Raw genomic sequence first — 18,077 nt, 5'->3', positions numbered from 1 at the left:
ACGTGGGGATCCGAGTCGCACCTCGGGCTCCGAACCCACACTATAACTCCTCGCACCGAGACACGGGCCTATGAGCGGCTTTTCGGGCGTGGTGCTCGACGTCGACGGCACGTTGATCCGCGGCAGCGAACCGATCCCCGGCGCGATCGAGGCGGTCGAGCGGCTTCGATCGGCCGGGCTCGCGATCGCGTTCGTCTCGAACAACCCGATCCGCACCCGCGAGGCCTACCGCGATCGGCTGGCCTCCCACGGCTTCTCGCTCGACGCGAAGGAGCTGATCACCGCCGGAACGGTCACCGCCGAACACCTCGCACGCGAACGCGGGGACGACGCCCTCTACGTCATCGGCGAGACCGGACTGCGCGAGCAGCTCCGCGAGGCCGGACTCGAGTTGACCGACGATCACGACCGGGCGGACGTGCTCGTGGCCTCGATCGACCGCGGGTTCGACTACGACGAACTGACCAACGCGCTGTGGGCGCTCTCGGATCCCGGGGTTCGGTTCGTCGGCACCGACCCCGACCGGACGATCCCCACCGAGGACCGGGAGGTCCCGGGGTCTGGCGCGATCATCAACGCCGTCTCGGGCGTGACTGGCCGCGAACCCGACGCCATCATGGGCAAGCCCGCGCCGACGGCGGTCGAGGCGCTCGAACGTACGCTCGGGGTCGACGCCGCCGAGTGTCTCGTCGTCGGTGACCGCCTCGACACCGACATCGTCATGGGCGAACGCGCCGGGATGACGACCGCGCTCGTCCGCACGGGCGTCACCGACGAGCGGACGCTCGACGCCACGGGTATCACGCCGGACCACGTACTGGAGTCGATCGCCGAGATCGGCCGGCTGCTCTAGACGAGTTCGACGGCGAGGAGCAGCGCCGCCGTGACCGAGACGATACCGACCGCGAGCAGCAGATAGTTCGCGACCGGACTCTTCGCGGGGACGACGTTCGCCGAGTAGTGCCACCGCGAGAACGGCCAGAACGGACGGATCCCCATCGGCGTGATCGAGTCGGCGGCGAGATGCGAGAGCACCGCGAGCACGCCGATCAGGGAGGCGAACGCACCCATCGCGACTGCGGAAACGGCCACCACGTACCCGCCCAGGGCGAACCCGAGCGCGCCGAGCGCCGCTCCGAGCGCCACCGCGAACGTCAGCGAGTGAGTGGGGCCGCGATGCGAGACGAGCGGTAGCCGGTGGTCGCAGTCGGGCAGCGTCGCGAGCACGACCATGCCGACGCCGCCCAGCACCGCGAGTTCGTCCAGCCCCATGAGCAGCAACAGGAGGCCGACCGGCGAGTACACCAGCAACGCCGCGCCGATGTGACCCGTCTTGTACATGTCGTTCCGTTCGAACCGGGTCCATATCACTGTATCACTCCGTCGTCGGTTCGGCGGGATCCGTACCGTTAGGATGGTGGCTACAGAAGGGAGATACATGCTCGTCGAGTCGGCGGTCGGCCTACTGGGTGCGTTCCTCGTCCCCGTCGTCCTGTTCGTCCTCGGGGCGATCGGCTACGTGCTGCTTCGTGCGGTCCTCTGATGAGCTCGCGCCGCTTACCGGCCAGTAACCGAATCCGAGAACTAAAATGTAATCCTAGACTTATATAATTAGTTCTATTTTTGCCAGTTGCGGAAACATGACCAACGGACACACAACGGACGAAGCGGAACCGAACGCCAACTGGACGCGGCGGTCGTTCATGACCGCCCTCGGTGCGACGGGACTCGCCGCCTCGACGTCGACGGCGAGCGCGGAGGAAGGGTACTGCTGCTGCTGCTGCTGCCAGGAGGCCAGAACTAGCGGCGACGTCGACAGCGAGGCGCTCGACGCGGTGATCGCTCGCCTCAACGCGGCTGCAGACATGCTCGAGTTCCCGGCACGACGCGTCGGTGCGGCGCCACGCGGCGAACAGCACGGAGCGAGCCACTGGGGGATCCACTTCCGGACCGACCGGCCGATCCACCTCGGCGAGGCAACGGTCGACGCGGACGAGTCGGGCTCGTTCACCGCGGTCGTCGGTACGTACGACGGCGACGCCGCCTTCGAGCCCGTTCACCGGCGGGAGATCGACGTCGACGCGGGGCTCAACGAGATCGACCTCGACATGCCGCTCGAACCCGGCGAGTACCTGCTGACCCGCGACGGCGGCTTCCCGCTCCGACGCGGCGAGTGGAGCGGGTGGGAGAGCCAGAGCCGCGACGGTCTCGAGCTGCTCGGCGGGTCCAAGCCCGGCGACTTCTCCGACAATCGGTTCTGGTACTACTTCTTCGACCTGCACGTCGCCGCGAACGCCGACGCTCACCTCTGAATCATGCAGGACCACTTCACCAACGAACGCATCCTCGAGTGTCTCCGGGGCTCCGAGGTCGGCGGCGGCGAGGGCCATCGAAGCGACGTAACGGCCGCCGATGCCGACGTCGTCGCCACCTCCCGCTCGGAGCTGCTGGACCACATCGGGAGCCGAGGGACCGTCGTCTGGATCCCCGGCCACGAGCGGATCGACCTGAGCGGCTGGTCGGGTACCGTTCGGGCGACCGTCGCCTCCGAGCGCGGCGTCGACGGCTTGCCCGGCGCGCTGCTCTACACGACCGACCACGGGAGCAGTTCCCAGGCGTGGGACGGCGGCAGCGGCCGCGGCGTCATGCAGATGGCGGGCGGCTCCCGGCTGACGGGCGTGCGCTACCGCGGCCCCTACCACGACCACTACGACGACCCCCGTTACCCGGGCTACATCCCGCTCGACAGCGGCAGCGCCTCCGAACGCCGACGAAAGCGCCAGGCGCGTTACGCCCGCGGCATCAACGTCGTCTCCGGCGACGTCGAGATCGACAACTGCGAGATCTACGGCTGGCCGGTCCAGGCGATCAACGTCGGCTCGGCCTCGAGTTCGCACTCGCCGTACATCCACCACGTCTACGGACACGACTGCATGATGGCCGGGGCCGGCTACGTCGTCGACATCATCCGCGGTCACCCGCGGATCGAGTACTGCTACTTCGACGCGACGCGCCACGCGATCTGTGGGTTCGGCCACGAGGACTGCGGGTTCACCGTCGAGGACTCGGTGTTCGGCCCGTCGACCCTCTCGCACGCGGTCGACATGCACTGTCTCTCGGAGAACGGCTACAGCGGCGACCTGACCGCCGGCGGCCGCATCGACGTGCGCCGGTGTACGTTCGCCTTCACCCACAACATCAACGGACGGTGGGCACAGGCCATCGCCTTCCGGGGCTACCCGGCCCACGGGTACGTCACCGAGAACAACCGGTTCCTCCACTCCGCGGACGGCGACGGCACGATCGAGAACGTCGCGAACTCCAGCTACGAGCCGGTCCCGTACCGACAGGTCAACGTCGGCAGCGGCTGGCACGACTGGGAGTTCTCGGACAACCAGTACGGCGCCGGCGAGGCGAAGCGGTCGCACGTCGGTGCGCCGGTCGACCTCGACGACCCCTACGACGGCAGACCCCTCATCGGAGAGGACCGCCGACGGGGGCTCCTCCACGGCATCGAGTCGCTCCAGTAGTGCGGTTTCCGCGTCGTTCGAGGGGAACGAACGACCTGGTGGCGTGATTTCCAGTACTCGAACCGAACGATCCCCGCGACCCTCGGCCCTCCGCCGTCCTCGCGTTCGTCCGCCACCCGGTCCCGACCGGGCCCACGGACGAGCCGCTCGCGATCGCACCTCGGACCCGTTTTTCGTCGGTTCACAGCTCCTCGAGGAGGTCGTGTCGCTTCTCGGCGTACTCCTCCTCGGTGAGCAGACCCCGGTCGTAGAGCCCCCGCAGCGTCTCGAAACGCTCGGCGAGGTCGGATCCGGAACCGCCGGGGACCCCTTCGGACCCGTGATCGGGCCCGAGTTCCCGCCGTTTCTCCCCGTACTCCCGCTCCGTGAGGACGTCCTGTCCGTAGAGCTGTCGGAGCATCGCGAACCGCTCGAGGCGGTCCGAGGCGTCCTCCTCGGCCGTCCCCGATCCGCCCACCGGTCCGGCTCCTCGACCGGTTTCGGTCCCCTCGACGTCCGTCGTTCGGTCCTTCGAGGTCGTCGAGCGCTCGCTTCCGAGGTCGTCCCCGAGGTCGGTCCGCCCCGCCGAAGCGGCGATCTCCCGGCGTTTCTCCTCGTACTCCTCCCGGGTGAACATCCCCCGGCCGTGGAGCGTCCGCAGCGCTTCGAGCTGTTCCGCCGCGTCGGGGTCGGGAGATCGGGCTGCCGCCTCGAACCGTCCCCGGATCGTGGCGGCGTCCTCCGCCGAGAGGACCCCGTGATCCCGCAGGTCGCCGGTGGCGATCCCGCTCCTCGGCATCGGGTCACCGGCGGTCGCGTCGATCGAGTCGACAGACGGCTCCTCCGAGCCGACGACGCTCCAGGTCCGTCCGATCACGTAGTGTTGTGCGACGAAGAGATAGAACGTGCCTGCACCCACGATCACCAGGCTGATCAGGCTCGTATCGGCCAGCTCGATCCCCGCGCTGATGACGTAGATGAGCCCTCCCAGCAGGCCGGCGGTCACCGCACCTACCGCGTAGGTCCGCGACCAGAGCAGGGACTGGAGACGCTGTGGAAGCGCCGACCGGAGCCGTCCCCTCTCGGCGAAGCTCCCCGCGGCCGCGGGATAGAGATAGAGGAACACCAGAAACACCAGCACGAACTCGGGGACGGTCCGCTCTATGATCGGCAGGGCCTCCCCGAACACGCCGAGGAACCGTCGCATGACGTCCAGCGGGAAGAAGAGATAGAAGAAGTAGATCGCCAGCACGTTCGCTCCGTCCACGGCGACGCTCCGCCAGTTCGCTATCGTCGGGAGCGCCGCGTCCTCGACGGCCGTCCGTTGGACGACGCGCAGGAGGTATCCGAGCGGGCCGACCGCCGACGCGAGCACGAACGCGAGGATCACCACGAGGAACGCTGTGAGGGCGGAGCCCTGTTCCGCGGCCGCTCGCCACACCTCGCTCAACTCCCCCCTCGAGACGCCGTACAGGAAGACGACGAACGGAACGATCAGCACCCCACCGAGGAGGAACGACTTCAACAGACGCAGTGGATCGCCGGCGCGTATCGGGTACAGGAGCGACTGTGCGAGTAGTCTCGGTACGAAGTTCCACTCCCACTCGGCACGGTCGTTCGTTCCCCCCATGGGTAGAACGGTCCTCCTCGACGGAGATAGCCCTTCGCTTCTGAAGTCGTGACGTCAAACGGAGCACACTCACTGAGCAGCCGATCCACGCCCGATCGTCCTCCGGGATCGGCTGCTCAGGCCGACTCCTCGAACGTGTAGCCGGCTTCCTCGACCGCCGCTCGGACGTCGGCGTCGTCGGCTCCGCCCTCGATCGTGACGCGTCCGGTCTCGTGGTCGGCCTCCGCGCGTTCGACGCCGTCCACGTCACGAAGCGCGTCGACGACGGCCGTCTCACAGCCTCCACAGCTCATGTCGCCCACGTGCAGGTTTCGGGTCACGTTCCTCACTACACCCTCCGTGCCTTTCACCGTTGTTCTTCGGATTCAACGGCTAGATCCGAGTCTAACCTTCGAACCGAAGCCGAGTCCGGCGAAACGGCTTTTCCAGTACAACCCCAACCGGAACCATGCTCGACGAGATCGACCTCCGGATCCTGCAGTTGCTGACCGAGGACGCCCGCCGTCCGTACAGCGAGGTCGCCGACCGAGTCGACCTCTCGCCGCCCGCCGTCTCCGAGCGCGTGCGGAAACTCCAGGAACACGGGATCATCCGACGGTTCACCGTCGATCTCGATCGGTCCCAACTCCGGGAGGGCACGCCCGTGCTCGTGACGCTGACGGTCGATCCGGGGGTCGGCGACGACCTCCGTGACGCGCTGCTCGGGATCGAGGGCGTCGAACACGTCTACGTCACCGCCGACGCACGCGTCGTCGTCCACGCGCATGCGCCCACCGAGGACGTCCGCTCGTGGCTCTTCGCCGAGATCGACGCCGACGCCGTGCGCGACGTCGACGTGCGACTGCTCGTCGACGCGGACTGGGCCGTCGGCATCGGCGGCGAGGCGGCGTTCGCGCTCACCTGCATCGAGTGTGGCAACGACGTCGGCCCCGGCGGCGTCACCCGCCGGATCGACGGCGAACTGAAACCGTTCTGCTGTTCCTCGTGCGAGACCCTCTACGTCGATCGCTACGAGGAGATCGCTGACGGCGCCGACTGACCTTCGAAACTGAAGTGAACGTCGGTTTTCGCCTTCGAATTCGAACGATAAAGGGGATCAACGTACCGCTCCTACGGAAACACAATGAGCGTTCGAAGGGCCCATCTGGAGATATCGGGGATGTCGTGTGCGACCTGTTCGGGCACCATCGAGGAGGCCGTCGGGTCGCTCCCCGGCGTCCACGAGGTGGACGCGAACTTCGCGACCGACGAGGGGAGCGTCGAGTACGACTCCGATACGACGTCGCTCGCCGAGATCTACGACGCGATCGAGGACGCCGGCTACGAGCCCACACGCGAGAGCGCCACGGTCGAGATCGCGGGGATGTCGTGCTCGACGTGCGCCGAGACCAACGAGCGCGCGATCGAGTCGGTCCCCGGCGTGATCGAGGTGACCGTCAACTACGCGTCCGACGAGGCCCGCGTCGCGTACAACCCCGCGGACGCCGACTTCGAGGCGGTCTACGACGCGATCGAGGACGCCGGCTACGAGCCCGTCCGCCAGGGAGACGACGGCGACGACGACTGGCAGGGGGAGGCCCGCGAGTCCGCGGCCGAGCGCGAGATGCACAAGCAGTGGCGTCTCACCGTGCTCGGAGGCGTGCTGACCGCGCCGTTCGTCGTCGTGATGATCGGCATGCTCGGGCCGTTCTCGGTTCCCGAGACGGTCCTCGGCCTCCCGCTGGGCTGGCTCGAGTTCGGCCTCGCGACGCTGCTGATGGCGACGCTCGGGCGGGAGTTCCTCCGAGGGGCCTATCGTGCCGCCGTCAACGCCGGCCGGGCGAACATGGACACGCTGGTCGCGATGGGGACCTCGGTTGGATACCTCTACAGCAGTGCCGTGCTCCTCGACGTCGTCACGGGCGGGCTCTACTTCGAGGCGGTCGCGTTCGTCCTCTGGTTCATCACGCTGGGCAACTGGCTCGAGGCGCGGTCGAAGACCCGCGCGAGCGACGCGCTCCGCAAACTGCTCGAGATGGAGGCCGAGGAGGCGACCGTCGTCCGAGACGTCTCCGAGCCCGGCTCGGAGGGCAGCGAGACCGAGTCTCGCCAGCGCGAGGAGCACGTCGTCCCGCTGAAGGAGGTCGAGGTCGGCGACGTGATGAAGGTCCGACCCGGCGAGCGGATCCCGACCGACGGGATCGTGCGCGAGGGCGAAAGTGCGGTCGACGAGTCGATGGTCACCGGCGAGAGCGTCCCCGTCGAGAAGGGTGCGGGCGACGAGGTGATCGGCTCGACCATCAACGAGAACGGCGTGCTCCTGGTCGAGGCCACCCGCGTCGGCGAGGACACCGCGATCCAGGGGATCGTCGAGCGCGTCAGGGAGGCCCAGTCGCGCCAGCCCGACGTCCAGCGGCTGGTCGACCGGGTCAGCGCCTACTTCGTCCCCGCGGTGATGGCGAACGCCGTCCTCTGGGCGATCGCGTGGTACGCGTTCCCCGACGCGCTGTTCGGGTTCGTCGAGTGGCTGCCGCTGTGGGCGCCGGTCGGCGGCGGTCCCGTCGCGGGCGGCGTGCCGGTCCTCGAGTTCTCGATGATCGTGCTCGCGAGCGCAATCCTGATCGCGTGTCCCTGCGCGCTGGGACTCGCGACGCCCGCCGCGACGATGGTCGGTTCGACCATCTCCGCGACCAACGGCGTCCTGTTCAAGGGCGGGGACGTCCTCGAACGCTCGCGCGGCGTCGAAGCGGTGGTCTTCGACAAGACGGGGACGCTGACCCACGGCGAGATGGCGCTCACCGACGTCGTGGCGACCGACGAGATCCGCTCGGACGGCGGCGACGTCGCCGCGGACGGCGGGGCCGCGGTTCGGTCCCGGGCCGTCGACGAGACGACCGTCCTCGCCGCGGCGGCGAGCGCCGAGTCGGGCTCAGAACACCCCCTGGCGCGTGCGGTCGTCGAGGGCGCGGCCGAGCGCGGGATCGACACCGTCGAGCCCGAGGCGTTCGAGAACGTCCCCGGTCACGGGATCCGCGCGACCGTCGAGGGAAGCGAGGTCCTCGTCGGAAACCGAACGCTCCTGCGCGAGGCGGGGATCGACCCCGCGCCCGCCGAGGCGACGATGGAACGGCTCGAACGCGAGGGCAAGACCGCGATGCTCGTCGCACGCGCGCCCGACGACACGACCGACGGCGACCTCCTGGGCGTGATCGCCGCGGCCGACACGGTTCGCGAGAGCGCGAAGCGAACGGTGGCCGCGCTTCGCGAGCGCGGTCTCGATGTGGTGATGCTCACCGGCGACAACGAGCGAACCGCCCGCGCGGTCGCAGCGGAGGTCGGCATCCCCGAGGGGAACGTCCGTGCGGAAGTGCTGCCCGAGGACAAGGCGGACGCGATAGACGACGTCCAGCGGGGAGGCCGCCGGGCGATGATGGTCGGCGACGGCGTCAACGACGCGCCCGCGCTCACGGCCGCCCACGTCGGCGTCGCGATCGGTTCGGGCACGGACGTCGCGATCGAGTCGGCGGACGTCATGCTGATGCGCGACGACCCGGCGGACGTGCTCAAGGCGATCCGCATCTCCGAGGCCACGATCTCGAAGGTCCACCAGAACCTGTTCTGGGCGTTCGTCTACAACGCGACGCTGATCCCGGTCGCCTCGCTCGGCCTGCTCGATCCCGCCCTCGCCGGACTGGCGATGGCCGGCTCGAGCGTCTCGGTCATGACCAACAGCCTCGCCTTCCGGGGGTACGATCCCCACGAGGAGTACAGACTGCTCGGATTTCTGCGCTGAGCGACGTTTTCGCCCCGTTCGCCGACGTGACGGTCGGTCTACAGCAATCACAAAACTTACCAGAGCGCCTCGTGTCGCTACGGACGCTGGGATCGGACGCAGTCAGAGGCCATAGTACACCTGCGTCGGACGGACACCACGATCGACTCCCAGCATCCGCGGACGGACGGACGGCGTACGAACGCCGTTCGCTTTCTCTCTTCGACGCCCTGCCACCGCCAGGCGTGAGCTCATGCCAGTCAGTGACGTACTAAACCGTGAGAACGGCTAACGATGACACGGATCACTCGATGGCGAACCGACGATCGGCTTCACGAGCTCGAGCGGCGGATCGCAGCACAGCAGCGTCGACTCGAGGAGCTCGAACGGCTCGAGCGCCAGCTCGTCGTCGGGCCGGACGCCGAGTACGAGTGGGAGTGTGATCACTGCGACCGGGGCTGGATCGTCAGGACCGGCGATACGCTCCAGTGTACCGACTGCGGGTACCGCCAGTACCTCTGAACGCCCACCGGTCTCGAGGGCCGACTCCCGATTCCGCTTCGAGACCGATCGGGTCTATCTCCGAACCAGGTTCGAATCGGGATCGCGATCGCCGGCGTCGGCTACGTGACGGTGACGACGCGACGGGCGGACGTGACCCTGAGGTCGCGTACACCGACGTCGAACCGATGAGAGAGGGGATGCACTTCCTGCGCGACGCGCTCGATTGCGAAACGCCTCGGCGTGACGATTCTCGACTGCGAGGCCGGCTGGACGGGGAAGGAACACGACCACGCCGACGGCCAGGAGGAGAGCTACCTGCTCATCGAGGGCGAGAAGGTGGCGATGGAGAGCGGCGACGCGCTCCGGGTAGCCCTCGAGGCGACCCGACGAATCCGAAACGGCGGGAGCGAGAGCACGTTCGTCCTCGTCGACGCGGAGTGACCGCTCGGTCGGCGTAACCGACCGTCGGTGCGGCCGGTCCGTCTCGTCTCGCCGTGATCGCCTCCCGAGCGAGCGTGGTCGGTTCCCGGGCGGCTCGGGACGACCGGTTTCCGTTCGCTTTTGCCCGTTCGCCACCGAGCAACACTCGAGCGGATCGAGGCCCAACTGATCATGAACCGGAAACCAGCGGCGTACGACCGTCGGACCGTCCTCAGAACGACCGGTACGCTCCTCGCCACTGGCGCCCTCGCGGGCTGTCTGGGCGGCGACGGCGAGGAGGGTGACGACGCCGGTTCCGGCGACGAGTACGAGCGCGTCCCCGAGGAGGAGGAGCCCGACTACGAGGGCTGGTTCGACACCACGGGGAACTACGAGGGCACCGCGGACGGCCGCGGCGAGAGCGAGGTCGGGGTGGCGGTCGGCGCCGGCGACCGGGGCTATGCCTTCGAGCCGGCCGCGGTGATGGTCGAGCTCGGGACGACCGTCGTCTGGGAGTGGACCGGCAGCGGCGGCGGCCACAACGTCGTCGAGGAGGACGAGACGTTCGGCGACGACGAGATCCACACCGAGGAGGGCCACACCTACGAACACACCCTCGAGGAGCCCGGGACCTACCGCTACGTCTGTACGCCTCACGACACCCAGGGCATGCGCGGCGCGATCGTCGTCGAGGAGTGAACGCATCGCCGCATCGGCGCGCCCTACGCACGCTGACGCGGGCCTCCGGCGAACCGCGACGGTTTTGATCCCCAGCCGAGTAGACGGGCCGTGGAGAACGTAACCGATCGAACGAGCAACCCCTTCGGGATGCGCCCGCCCTGTGAAGCGCCCTGCTCCGCGGACGTCCCTGCCGTCTTCGGCTACGGCGACGCCAACGCCGACTTCCACGTCGTCGGCGACCACCCGGGCGTCCACGGCGGTCGCGAGACCGGCGTCCCCTTCGCCGGCACCGAGGCGGGGACGGCGATCCGGCGGACGCTCCATGGAGCGGACTTCCTCGACGACCCGAACGCCGACGAGCCGACACTGGAGAACTGTTTCCTGAGCTACCTCCACATGTGTTGTCCGCCGAAGAGCCGCGATCCCGACCCCGAGCGTTACGCCGACCTGGAGCCCTTCTTCGACGCGGAGCTCCGGGCGATCGCCGCACACGTGCTCGTTCCCGTCGGCGAGCGCGCGACGAGACACGTGATCGAGACCTACACCGCCCGCGCGTCGAAGCTCGAGATCGAGATGACGACGCTTCACGCGACCGAGATCCGCGGCAGCGGCTTCCTCATCGTCCCCGTTCGCGACCCCCTCGGGTGGGACGAGGACGACGCCGACGCGCTGGTCGAGCGCCTCCTGTCGATCCGCGGTCGCGACTACCGCGAGACGGCCGACCTGAGCCGGTTTCTCGGCACCGACGAGCTCTACTACGTCCGGTAGGGCGAGGATACTCGCCGAGGACACGGCGACGGCGGAGCGCCGGTTCTACCAGCGAAATCCGTTCAGAGCCGTCCGCGGAGCGTCTCCACGCCGCGTTCGAGCGACTCGACCGGATCGTCGGGCGCGTCGTGTTCGTAGACCAGCCACTCGACGTCCGCCTCGCGGGCGGCGTCGAGACACGTCCCGAGATCGAGGTCGCCCTCGCCGAGTTCGACCGGGGCTCCGGAGCGGGTGTCCTTGCAGTGGAGCAGCGAGACGCGATCGGCGTAGCGTTCGAGCAGCCTGGCGGGGTTCGCGCCCGCGGCCTCGATCCAGCCTAGATCGAGTTCGAGGCCGACCGCGGAATGCTCGACGAACGCCTCGAAGCCGGTCGTCTCCCCGACGTCGACGAACTCGTGGTCGTGGTTGTGGTAGTTGAGGTCGAACCCCTGCTCCGCCACCCGCCCCCCGAGCGCGTCGAGACGTCGGGCGGTCTGCTCGCTCGAGGAGAGCGAGGCGAACGCCCCCTCGTCGAGATAGGGAACGACGACGCGCTCACAGTCGAGCGCTCGGTAGCGGTCGGCCGTCGCCTCGAACCCCTCCTCGAGTTCCTCGATCGGGACGTGTGCGCCCGCAACGGCCAACCCGAGGCCGTCGAGCCGTTCGCGAACGTCCTCGGGGTCGGCCTCGACGCCGGCGAACTCGACGCCGTCGTAGCCCGCGCGGGCGACGCGGTCCAGGACGTCGAGGAGCGGTTCGTCGAGATCTCGGACGGTGTAGAGGTTGATCGCAACGTTCACGCCGGGGTTTCAACCGGTGATCCCTTAACCCCCATCGGTAGTTCCTTTCCCCTCCGGCGCGAGGTCCGACCATGACCAGGGTCACCGTCTGGAACGAGTTTCGCCACGAGCGCGAGGACGAGGCCGCCCGGGAACAGTACCCCGACGGCATCCACGAGACGATCGCGGGCTTTCTCGAGGAGCGGGGTTTCGACACACGAACGGCGACTCTCGACGAGCCGGAACACGGGCTCACTGAGGAGGTGCTCGAGGAGACGGACGTGCTGACCTGGTGGGGCCACATCGCCCACGACGAGGTCGAGGAGGCGATCGTCGACCGGGTCCAGGAGCGCGTTCTGGAGGGGATGGGGCTGCTCGTACTCCACTCGGGCCACTACTCGAAGCCGTTCAAGCGGCTGATGGGCACCTCCTGTTCGTTGAAGTGGCGCGAGGCCGAGGAGCGAGAACGCCTCTGGGTCGTCGAGCCCGGTCACCCGATCACCGAGGGGATCGACGAGTGTATCGAGCTCTCGGAGGCGGAGATGTACGGCGAGCGCTTCGACGTCCCCGCGCCCGACACGCTCGTCTTCACCTCGTGGTTCGAGGGTGGCGAGGTGTTCCGATCGGGCTGTTGCTATCGGCGCGGCGCGGGGAAGGTGTTCTACTTCCGACCGGGCCACGAGACCTACCCCGTCTACCACCAGTCCGAGATCCAGCGGGTGCTCGAGAACGCCGTCGAGTGGGCCGCGCCGGCCGGCGGTCCCGACCCCGAGTTCGGCGAACGAGAGCCCCTCGAATCGATCTGATCGTCGCGGTCTCGGAACGGGAGCGCGGCGGATCGCCGTCGGACTCGCCGACTACGCGAACAACAGCGGCACGCCGAAGATGACCAGCAGACCGACGAGGAGCACCGCGAAGCCGATGCCGGCCTGTCGCATCGTGTAGGGGCTCTGGGGGGCGGTCGTACGCTCGGCCGCGGGCACCTTCACGTTCGGTCGTTCCTTGTCCGGCGCGCCGACGACGTCCTGCTGGGTACCCGGTTCGTCGTCGACCATCGTGCCGCCGTCCTCGCCGGGGGCGTCGGCCCCTCCTCGCTCCTCGTCTGGGCGGTTCTCGCGTTCGCTCATGTCCCGTACTGTTCGCGCGCGGGACTTAAACGCACCCATCGGATTCCACCCGTTGAAATACGCGTTCCCCGTACCCCCGGCCATGACCGCCGCCAGCGTCGAGCGCGCGTGGTGGAAGGAGGCCGTCGTCTATCAGGGCCGTCGAAAGAACGGGGGAGAGCTCATCCAATCTCCCCGGTACGTCGTACAGGAACGGGACTCGCGTTCGAGCGCCCCTCCGTCCCCCTTGCCGGAGGCGGAACGTGGACGAAGCCGACAACGGTACACGCCATTAGTTCGGCTTCGTGTTCCCGTTTCATGGATCCCCGCCCAGGCACTTATAATAGCTAGATGATATTACCCGCTCCTCATGACGTATCGAAATCCCGGAGACGAGTGGATTCCAGCGAAGCCAACGGCCCGATCTCCGGGTCGTTCTCCTGATCCGGTGTACCAAGCGAGTCCAGAGAGTCGGCGACTACCACCCGTAGCGTATCACTCGCCCATACGAGATTCCCTCTCGACGGAAGCCCCGTCTGCTCCTCGAGTCGGCCTACCGGAACGGCGTTCCGATCGGGTCGGTCTCGACGTGGGTCTACCGGAACGAGGACGGCCCCGGCCGGGAGGTCGTGATCACTCGACCGGCGACCGATGAGGAGATCGAACGAGGGGGAGGAACGGACGACTGATCACCCCTTGACGAACTCAGCGGTCGGGAGGGCCAGCGGTCGACCGGAGAGGGTCGGCGACGCCGCGTGGAGCGGCCCGTACGGGCCGGATCCGAAGGCTGATTGCGCGGTGGGGTGAACCATCAGCCAGATGGTGTTGACCAAGCGGATCATCCCGTGTATCGACGTCGACGTGAACGAGAACGGCGAGGCGGCGGTCTACACCGGAGTCAACTTCGAGGACCTGGAGTACACCGGCGATCCCGTCGAGATGGCGAAGCGGTACAACGAGGCCGGCGCCGACGAGTTCGTCTTCCTCGACATCACCGCGAGCGCCGAAGGAAGAGAGACGATGCTCGATACGGTCTCTGCGGTCGCCGACGAGGTGTTCATCCCACTGACGGTGGGAGGCGGCATCCGCACCACCGGCGACATCAAGGAGACCCTGCGGGCGGGCGCGGACAAGGTCTCGATCAACACCGCCGCGCTCGAACGACCGGAGTTCATCACCGAGGGAGCGCGCGCGTTCGGCAGCCAGTGTATCGTCATCAGCGTCGACTCGAAGCGGCGGTTCGACGAACGGGGCGAGCACTACGCCGAGATCGACGGCGAGTCCTGCTGGTTCGAGTGTACGGTCAAGGGCGGGCGCGAGGGCACCGGGGTCGACGTGATCGAGTGGGCCGCGGAGGCCGAATCGCGCGGCGCGGGCGAGCTGTTCGTCAACTCGATCGACACCGACGGCACCAAGGAGGGCTACGACATCCCCGTCACGCGTGCGGTCTGCGAGACGGTTTCGACGCCAGTGATCGCCTCCTCGGGCTGTGGCGGACCCGAAGACATGCACGAGGCGTTCGAGGAGGCCGGCGCCGACGCCGCGCTCGCGGCCTCCATCTTCCACTTCGGCGAGTACTCGATCGAGGAGAGCAAGGAGTATCTCGCGGAACGCGGGCTTCCGATCCGCTTCTGAGGACGCGTCGATCGTCGTCTCGGGTTCGCGGGATCGGTCCGGAGGAGTCGGAGGTGATTCAGGCCGCGGCGGAGGCGTCGGCGAACGCGTCGCGGAAGGAGTCGGTCGTTTCGCGGATGGACGCCGCGGCCTCCCCGATCGCGTCGAGCGGGTCGACCCCCTGCTCGGTGGTGACCGTCAGGACGGGGTCGGTCTGGCCGCCCGACTGCTCGGGATTGACGTCGTAGGTCGCGGCGACCACGCCGTCGGTCTCCAGCAACGCTCCCTTCAGTACGTTCATGAACGTGTGATCCTCGCCCCCGATCTCGATCGAGAGCTCCTGATCCTCGCGAGTGATGACGCGTAGTTCCATGGCGAGGGCTTCGCTCGTGGCGTGTTTGAAGCTTTCGAACGCGCGAAAACGGGGCGGTTCCCGGCGGGCAACCGGGTGTCAGAGGCACGATCCCCGTGCTGGCGGTACGTGCCAGCGTTCACCACCTACGGCGGCAGCAGTCAAACCGTTGACTGTTATTTACTCCTTATACGACGATATCCATAACGTTCGTGACTTCGAAATCGAAGGTGAGGGGACACAACCCTCAATTCGATCGGCCCCCGACTGACCACATGCTCGACTCGCGGTACACCCTCCTCTGGCGGACGCTCCTCCTGCTCGCGCTTCTGGGGTCGGTCCTCGTGCTCCGGCGACTCGACCCCGAGACGAGGTGGCTCGAGAGGCTTCGTTCGCGGTTCTACCTCGGCGTCCCGTGGGGATCGATCCTCTCGCTGGGCTTCGTACTGTTCGTCTACCTCGTCGTTCAGGAGGGGGCGGTCCGCTGGACGGAGCCGCTGGCGATCCCCTTCTCCGCGTGGTCGTACTTCTACCTGGCAGGCTGGCTGTTCGCCAGTTTCGCCCACGTGGGTCCGGGCCACCTCCTCGGCAACCTCACCTCCGCGGCGATCCTCGCCCCGCTCGCCGAGTACGTCTGGGGTCACTACCCCGGCACGAAGGACGGGGCGTGGCACGCCGACCCCCGACTCCGCGCGTTCGTGCTCTTTCCGTCGTCCGTATTGGGCCTCGGCGTGTTCACCAGCTTATTCACCTGGGGGCCGGTGATCGGCTTCTCGGGGGTCGTCTTCGCGTTCGCGGGCTTCGTGCTCGTCCGCTACCCGCTGCTCGTGGTGGTCGCGCTCGCGGCGAGGAGCGCGCTCCGCACCGTCGCCGCCGCGCTCGACGAACCGATCGCCGTCGTCGAGACGACCGCGAGCGTCTCCCCGCCGTGGTGGTACGGCATCGCCGTCCAGGGCCACGCGCTCGGCTTCCTGCTCGGCGTGCTCGTCGGGGCCGCGCTGCTGCATCGCCGGGGGACCCGCCCGGACCCCCTTCGGCTATGGCTCGGATCCCTGCTCGTGGGTCTGAGTCTCTCGCTGTGGGTGGTTTGGTGGGTGAGGGGGGCCGAGACGTTCGTTCTCTACCGGGCGCTCGGTATCGCCCTCGTCATCGCGCTCGCCACGCTCGTCACGGCGGCACTGGCCGCGAGCGATCGCCAGTTCGTCGGGACCCTGAGCTACCGTCGAACGGCCGTCCTGCTGTTGATGCTCCCGCTCGTGAGCATGTGTCTCGTCGCGGTCCCGCTCAACCTCACCGCGGTCGACGGCGCCTCGCCCGACGAGGCCGTCACCGTGGGCGACTACACCGTCTTCTACGACGAGGAGATCACCAACCGGACGTTCTCGGTCGTCGACGTCGAGGCGTTCGGCGAGGCGACGGACGTCACCGCGAGCGGGGTGATCGTCGTCAGCGAGGAGCGAACCGTCTGGAGTCAGGAGGTGACGAGGGCCGAACTCCGAACCCACGGCGAGGGGAGCGTCAGGATCGGCGGCCTGACCTGGAGCGAGAGGATCGAGGCCGAACGCGAGGGCTGGGTCGTCGACGACGACCGCGTCTACCGGATCTGGCTCGAACACGACGGCGAGCGCACCCTCGCCTACGCCTCCGAACCCGTCGTCGCCCCGGGATCGATCGACGGCCACGAGGTCGCCGTCCTCGCCGGAAACGACGGGTTCCGAATCGCCGTCGACGGGGAGGACCGCGCTCACATGCCCGATCTCGGCGAGAGCGTGACCGTCGAGGGGATCGAGTTCGTCCGCGAGGAGGCGGCCGAGGACGGGAACGAGAACGGCGACGAACGCGATGACGGGGACGTCCTCTACGCCGTCTACGGCGACACCGCGATACCGATCGCGGAGGAGGAGCGCTACACGTCGCGCCAGGCCGATCGGTAACACTCCGCGCGGATCGTCCGGCGCTCCTCCTCGTGGAACTCGAACTGCCGCTCGAGATCGAAAGCGAGTTCGTAGGCGTGGGTGACCTCGCCGCCGTTGTCCGCGGCGAACGACTCGACGAACTCGCGACTCCCCTCGTTGTGGATCGAGTAGATCACGTCGGCGAACCCGCGAGCACCCTCCAGAAATCGTCGATCAGCGTGTCGTTGGCCCCGTTGGGCGCCGAACGGCGGGTTCGTGAGCACGGTCGTACCTAGGGGACACAGCGGCGGTCGGCCGCCGTCGCCGAGGAGCCACTCCACCCCCCGGGGAGGATCGATCCGGCGTTCGTTCTCCCGTGCCCGCGCGAGCGCGGCCGGATCGCGATCGAGGCCGATCACGCGTTCGGGGGCGCGTAGCGCGGCGCCGAGCGCGAGCACGCCGGTTCCGGTACCGAGGTCGACGACACAGCCCTCGAGGTCGCCCTGGAGGTCCGCGAGGTGGACGAGCTGGGCGGCGATCCCCGCCGGGGTGGGATACTGTTCGAGTTCGACGCGCGGGTGTTCGAACCCGCGGACCCGCGAGAGCTCCCGTTCCAGCGCCCGCTTCGATCCCATTCGCGGATCCGAGTCGATCGGCTAGGGTTCGATCGAGAGCGGTCCGTCGACCTCGAGCACGACGCCGTCGCGCCGGGCCCGTTCGGCGCAGGCCGCGAGCGCGGGACGGACCTTGTGCTCGTTCGCGACGTCGTCGAGCGACACGGTGAGGGTGCCGGCCCCGAGGAACGCCGCCGCGCGGATGTGATCGCGAACGCGTTGGGCCTCCTCCTGGGTCGAGAGCGAACAGTCCTCGTCGAAGCAGACCTCGACGACCAGTCTGGCGGGAACGAGACGCTCGTCGGTCAGTTCCTCCTTCAGTTCGCGCAGGTAGTCCGGTGCGGTCGAATGGAGCGCCTCGGCCTCGAGCCTGACGGGGGTGGCCTCCTCCGGCCGGCAGCCTTCGACGGCGGGTCGCTGTGACGTACTCATCTTGGGAGTCGATACACGGCGGATATACAAAAACCTTTGCGGA

19 protein-coding genes and 1 pseudogene are annotated in these 18,077 nt (G+C 68.1%); 12 read left to right on the top strand and 8 right to left on the bottom strand.

The genetic code is table 11. From position 1 onward, the window contains the following. Window positions 1-70: 70 nt before the first annotated feature. The gene (locus V0Z78_RS10875) at window positions 71-853 is read left to right on the top strand and encodes an HAD-IIA family hydrolase (protein WP_336344653.1); all 783 of its coding nucleotides are present in this window, start codon (window positions 71-73) and stop codon (window positions 851-853) included. Here the strand turns inward: V0Z78_RS10875 and V0Z78_RS10870 are convergent. Beyond that, window positions 850-1,341 carry a metal-dependent hydrolase gene (locus tag V0Z78_RS10870; protein WP_336344652.1) on the bottom strand — a complete coding sequence of 164 codons (492 nt, stop codon included), beginning with the start codon at window positions 1,339-1,341 and terminating at the stop codon, window positions 850-852. The genes V0Z78_RS10875 and V0Z78_RS10870 overlap by 4 nt on opposite strands. A gap of 299 nt (window positions 1,342-1,640) precedes the next feature. Between V0Z78_RS10870 and V0Z78_RS10865 the strand changes: the two genes are divergently transcribed. Beyond that, window positions 1,641-2,312 carry a hypothetical protein gene (locus tag V0Z78_RS10865; RefSeq protein ID WP_336344651.1) on the top strand — a complete coding sequence of 224 codons (672 nt, stop codon included), beginning with the start codon at window positions 1,641-1,643 and terminating at the stop codon, window positions 2,310-2,312. Between the two features lie 3 nt (window positions 2,313-2,315). Continuing rightward, entirely contained in the window at window positions 2,316-3,530 is a 1,215-nt protein-coding gene (locus tag V0Z78_RS10860; protein ID WP_336344650.1) for a hypothetical protein, read from the top strand. A 181-nt stretch (window positions 3,531-3,711) separates the two neighbouring features. Here V0Z78_RS10860 and V0Z78_RS10855 read toward each other — a convergent pair whose 3' ends face one another. Beyond that, window positions 3,712-5,139, bottom strand: coding sequence for an SHOCT domain-containing protein (locus V0Z78_RS10855; RefSeq protein WP_336344649.1), 1,428 nt, complete (start codon window positions 5,137-5,139; stop codon window positions 3,712-3,714). Window positions 5,140-5,255: 116 nt separating this feature from the next. Continuing rightward, window positions 5,256-5,459: a heavy-metal-associated domain-containing protein gene (locus V0Z78_RS10850; protein WP_336344648.1), complete on the bottom strand. Its 204-nt coding sequence runs from the start codon at window positions 5,457-5,459 to the stop codon at window positions 5,256-5,258. Window positions 5,460-5,587: 128 nt separating this feature from the next. Here V0Z78_RS10850 and V0Z78_RS10845 point away from each other — a divergent pair, with 128 nt between their 5' ends. The 6 genes and pseudogenes from V0Z78_RS10845 (at window position 5,588) to V0Z78_RS10820 (ending at window position 11,263) form a co-directional block, all read left to right on the top strand. Then, a complete protein-coding gene (locus tag V0Z78_RS10845) occupies window positions 5,588-6,178 on the top strand; it encodes an AsnC family transcriptional regulator (protein ID WP_336344647.1) in 591 nt (196 codons plus the stop codon). Between the two features lie 84 nt (window positions 6,179-6,262). Then, a complete protein-coding gene (locus V0Z78_RS10840) occupies window positions 6,263-8,911 on the top strand; it encodes a heavy metal translocating P-type ATPase (RefSeq protein ID WP_336344646.1) in 2,649 nt (882 codons plus the stop codon). Between the two features lie 273 nt (window positions 8,912-9,184). After that, window positions 9,185-9,412, top strand: coding sequence for a hypothetical protein (locus V0Z78_RS10835; protein ID WP_336344645.1), 228 nt, complete (start codon window positions 9,185-9,187; stop codon window positions 9,410-9,412). Window positions 9,413-9,591: 179 nt separating this feature from the next. After that, window positions 9,592-9,835 (top strand): annotated as a pseudogene (locus V0Z78_RS10830) (cupin domain-containing protein). A 171-nt stretch (window positions 9,836-10,006) separates the two neighbouring features. Further along, window positions 10,007-10,513, top strand: coding sequence for a halocyanin domain-containing protein (locus tag V0Z78_RS10825; RefSeq protein ID WP_336344644.1), 507 nt, complete (start codon window positions 10,007-10,009; stop codon window positions 10,511-10,513). Between the two features lie 90 nt (window positions 10,514-10,603). Next, window positions 10,604-11,263, top strand: a complete 660-nt coding sequence (locus tag V0Z78_RS10820; protein WP_336344643.1) for a uracil-DNA glycosylase family protein — start codon at window positions 10,604-10,606, stop codon at window positions 11,261-11,263. A gap of 62 nt (window positions 11,264-11,325) precedes the next feature. Here the strand turns inward: V0Z78_RS10820 and V0Z78_RS10815 are convergent, their stop codons facing one another. Then, a complete protein-coding gene (locus V0Z78_RS10815) occupies window positions 11,326-12,042 on the bottom strand; it encodes a sugar phosphate isomerase/epimerase family protein (protein ID WP_336344642.1) in 717 nt (238 codons plus the stop codon). Between the two features lie 71 nt (window positions 12,043-12,113). Between V0Z78_RS10815 and V0Z78_RS10810 the strand changes: the two genes are divergently transcribed. Continuing rightward, on the top strand, window positions 12,114-12,827 hold the full coding sequence (locus V0Z78_RS10810; protein WP_336344641.1) for a ThuA domain-containing protein: 714 nt from the start codon (window positions 12,114-12,116) through the stop codon (window positions 12,825-12,827). Window positions 12,828-12,878: 51 nt separating this feature from the next. Here the strand turns inward: V0Z78_RS10810 and V0Z78_RS10805 are convergent, their stop codons facing one another. Further along, a complete protein-coding gene (locus V0Z78_RS10805; RefSeq protein ID WP_336344640.1) occupies window positions 12,879-13,148 on the bottom strand; it encodes a DUF7550 family protein in 270 nt (89 codons plus the stop codon). An 801-nt stretch (window positions 13,149-13,949) separates the two neighbouring features. Here V0Z78_RS10805 and hisF point away from each other — a divergent pair. Further along, entirely contained in the window at window positions 13,950-14,762 is an 813-nt protein-coding gene (gene hisF, locus V0Z78_RS10800; RefSeq protein WP_409338737.1) for an imidazole glycerol phosphate synthase subunit HisF, read from the top strand. Window positions 14,763-14,820: 58 nt separating this feature from the next. On the opposite strand, the gene V0Z78_RS10795 is transcribed toward hisF, so the two are convergent. Then, window positions 14,821-15,114: a DNA-directed RNA polymerase subunit L gene (locus V0Z78_RS10795; RefSeq protein ID WP_336344638.1), complete on the bottom strand. Its 294-nt coding sequence runs from the start codon at window positions 15,112-15,114 to the stop codon at window positions 14,821-14,823. Between the two features lie 254 nt (window positions 15,115-15,368). Here V0Z78_RS10795 and V0Z78_RS10790 point away from each other — a divergent pair, with 254 nt between their 5' ends. After that, window positions 15,369-17,027 (top strand): rhomboid family intramembrane serine protease, encoded by a 1,659-nt coding sequence (locus V0Z78_RS10790; protein ID WP_336344637.1) that lies wholly within the window; start codon window positions 15,369-15,371, stop codon window positions 17,025-17,027. Here V0Z78_RS10790 and V0Z78_RS10785 read toward each other — a convergent pair. Then, window positions 17,000-17,623, bottom strand: a complete 624-nt coding sequence (locus V0Z78_RS10785) for an METTL5 family protein (RefSeq protein ID WP_336344636.1) — start codon at window positions 17,621-17,623, stop codon at window positions 17,000-17,002. The two genes, V0Z78_RS10790 and V0Z78_RS10785, sit on opposite strands and share 28 nt — an antisense overlap. 21 nt (window positions 17,624-17,644) lie before the next feature. Beyond that, a complete protein-coding gene (locus tag V0Z78_RS10780) occupies window positions 17,645-18,034 on the bottom strand; it encodes a hypothetical protein (protein ID WP_336344635.1) in 390 nt (129 codons plus the stop codon). Window positions 18,035-18,077 lie beyond the last annotated feature (43 nt).

Origin of the sequence: Halalkalicoccus sp. CG83, from assembly GCF_037081715.1 — an archaeon.
Classification (GTDB): domain Archaea; phylum Halobacteriota; class Halobacteria; order Halobacteriales; family Halalkalicoccaceae; genus Halalkalicoccus; species Halalkalicoccus ordinarius.
The sequence above is the reverse complement of the archived record's forward strand: the minus strand, read 5'-3'. Positions and strand labels throughout refer to the sequence as shown.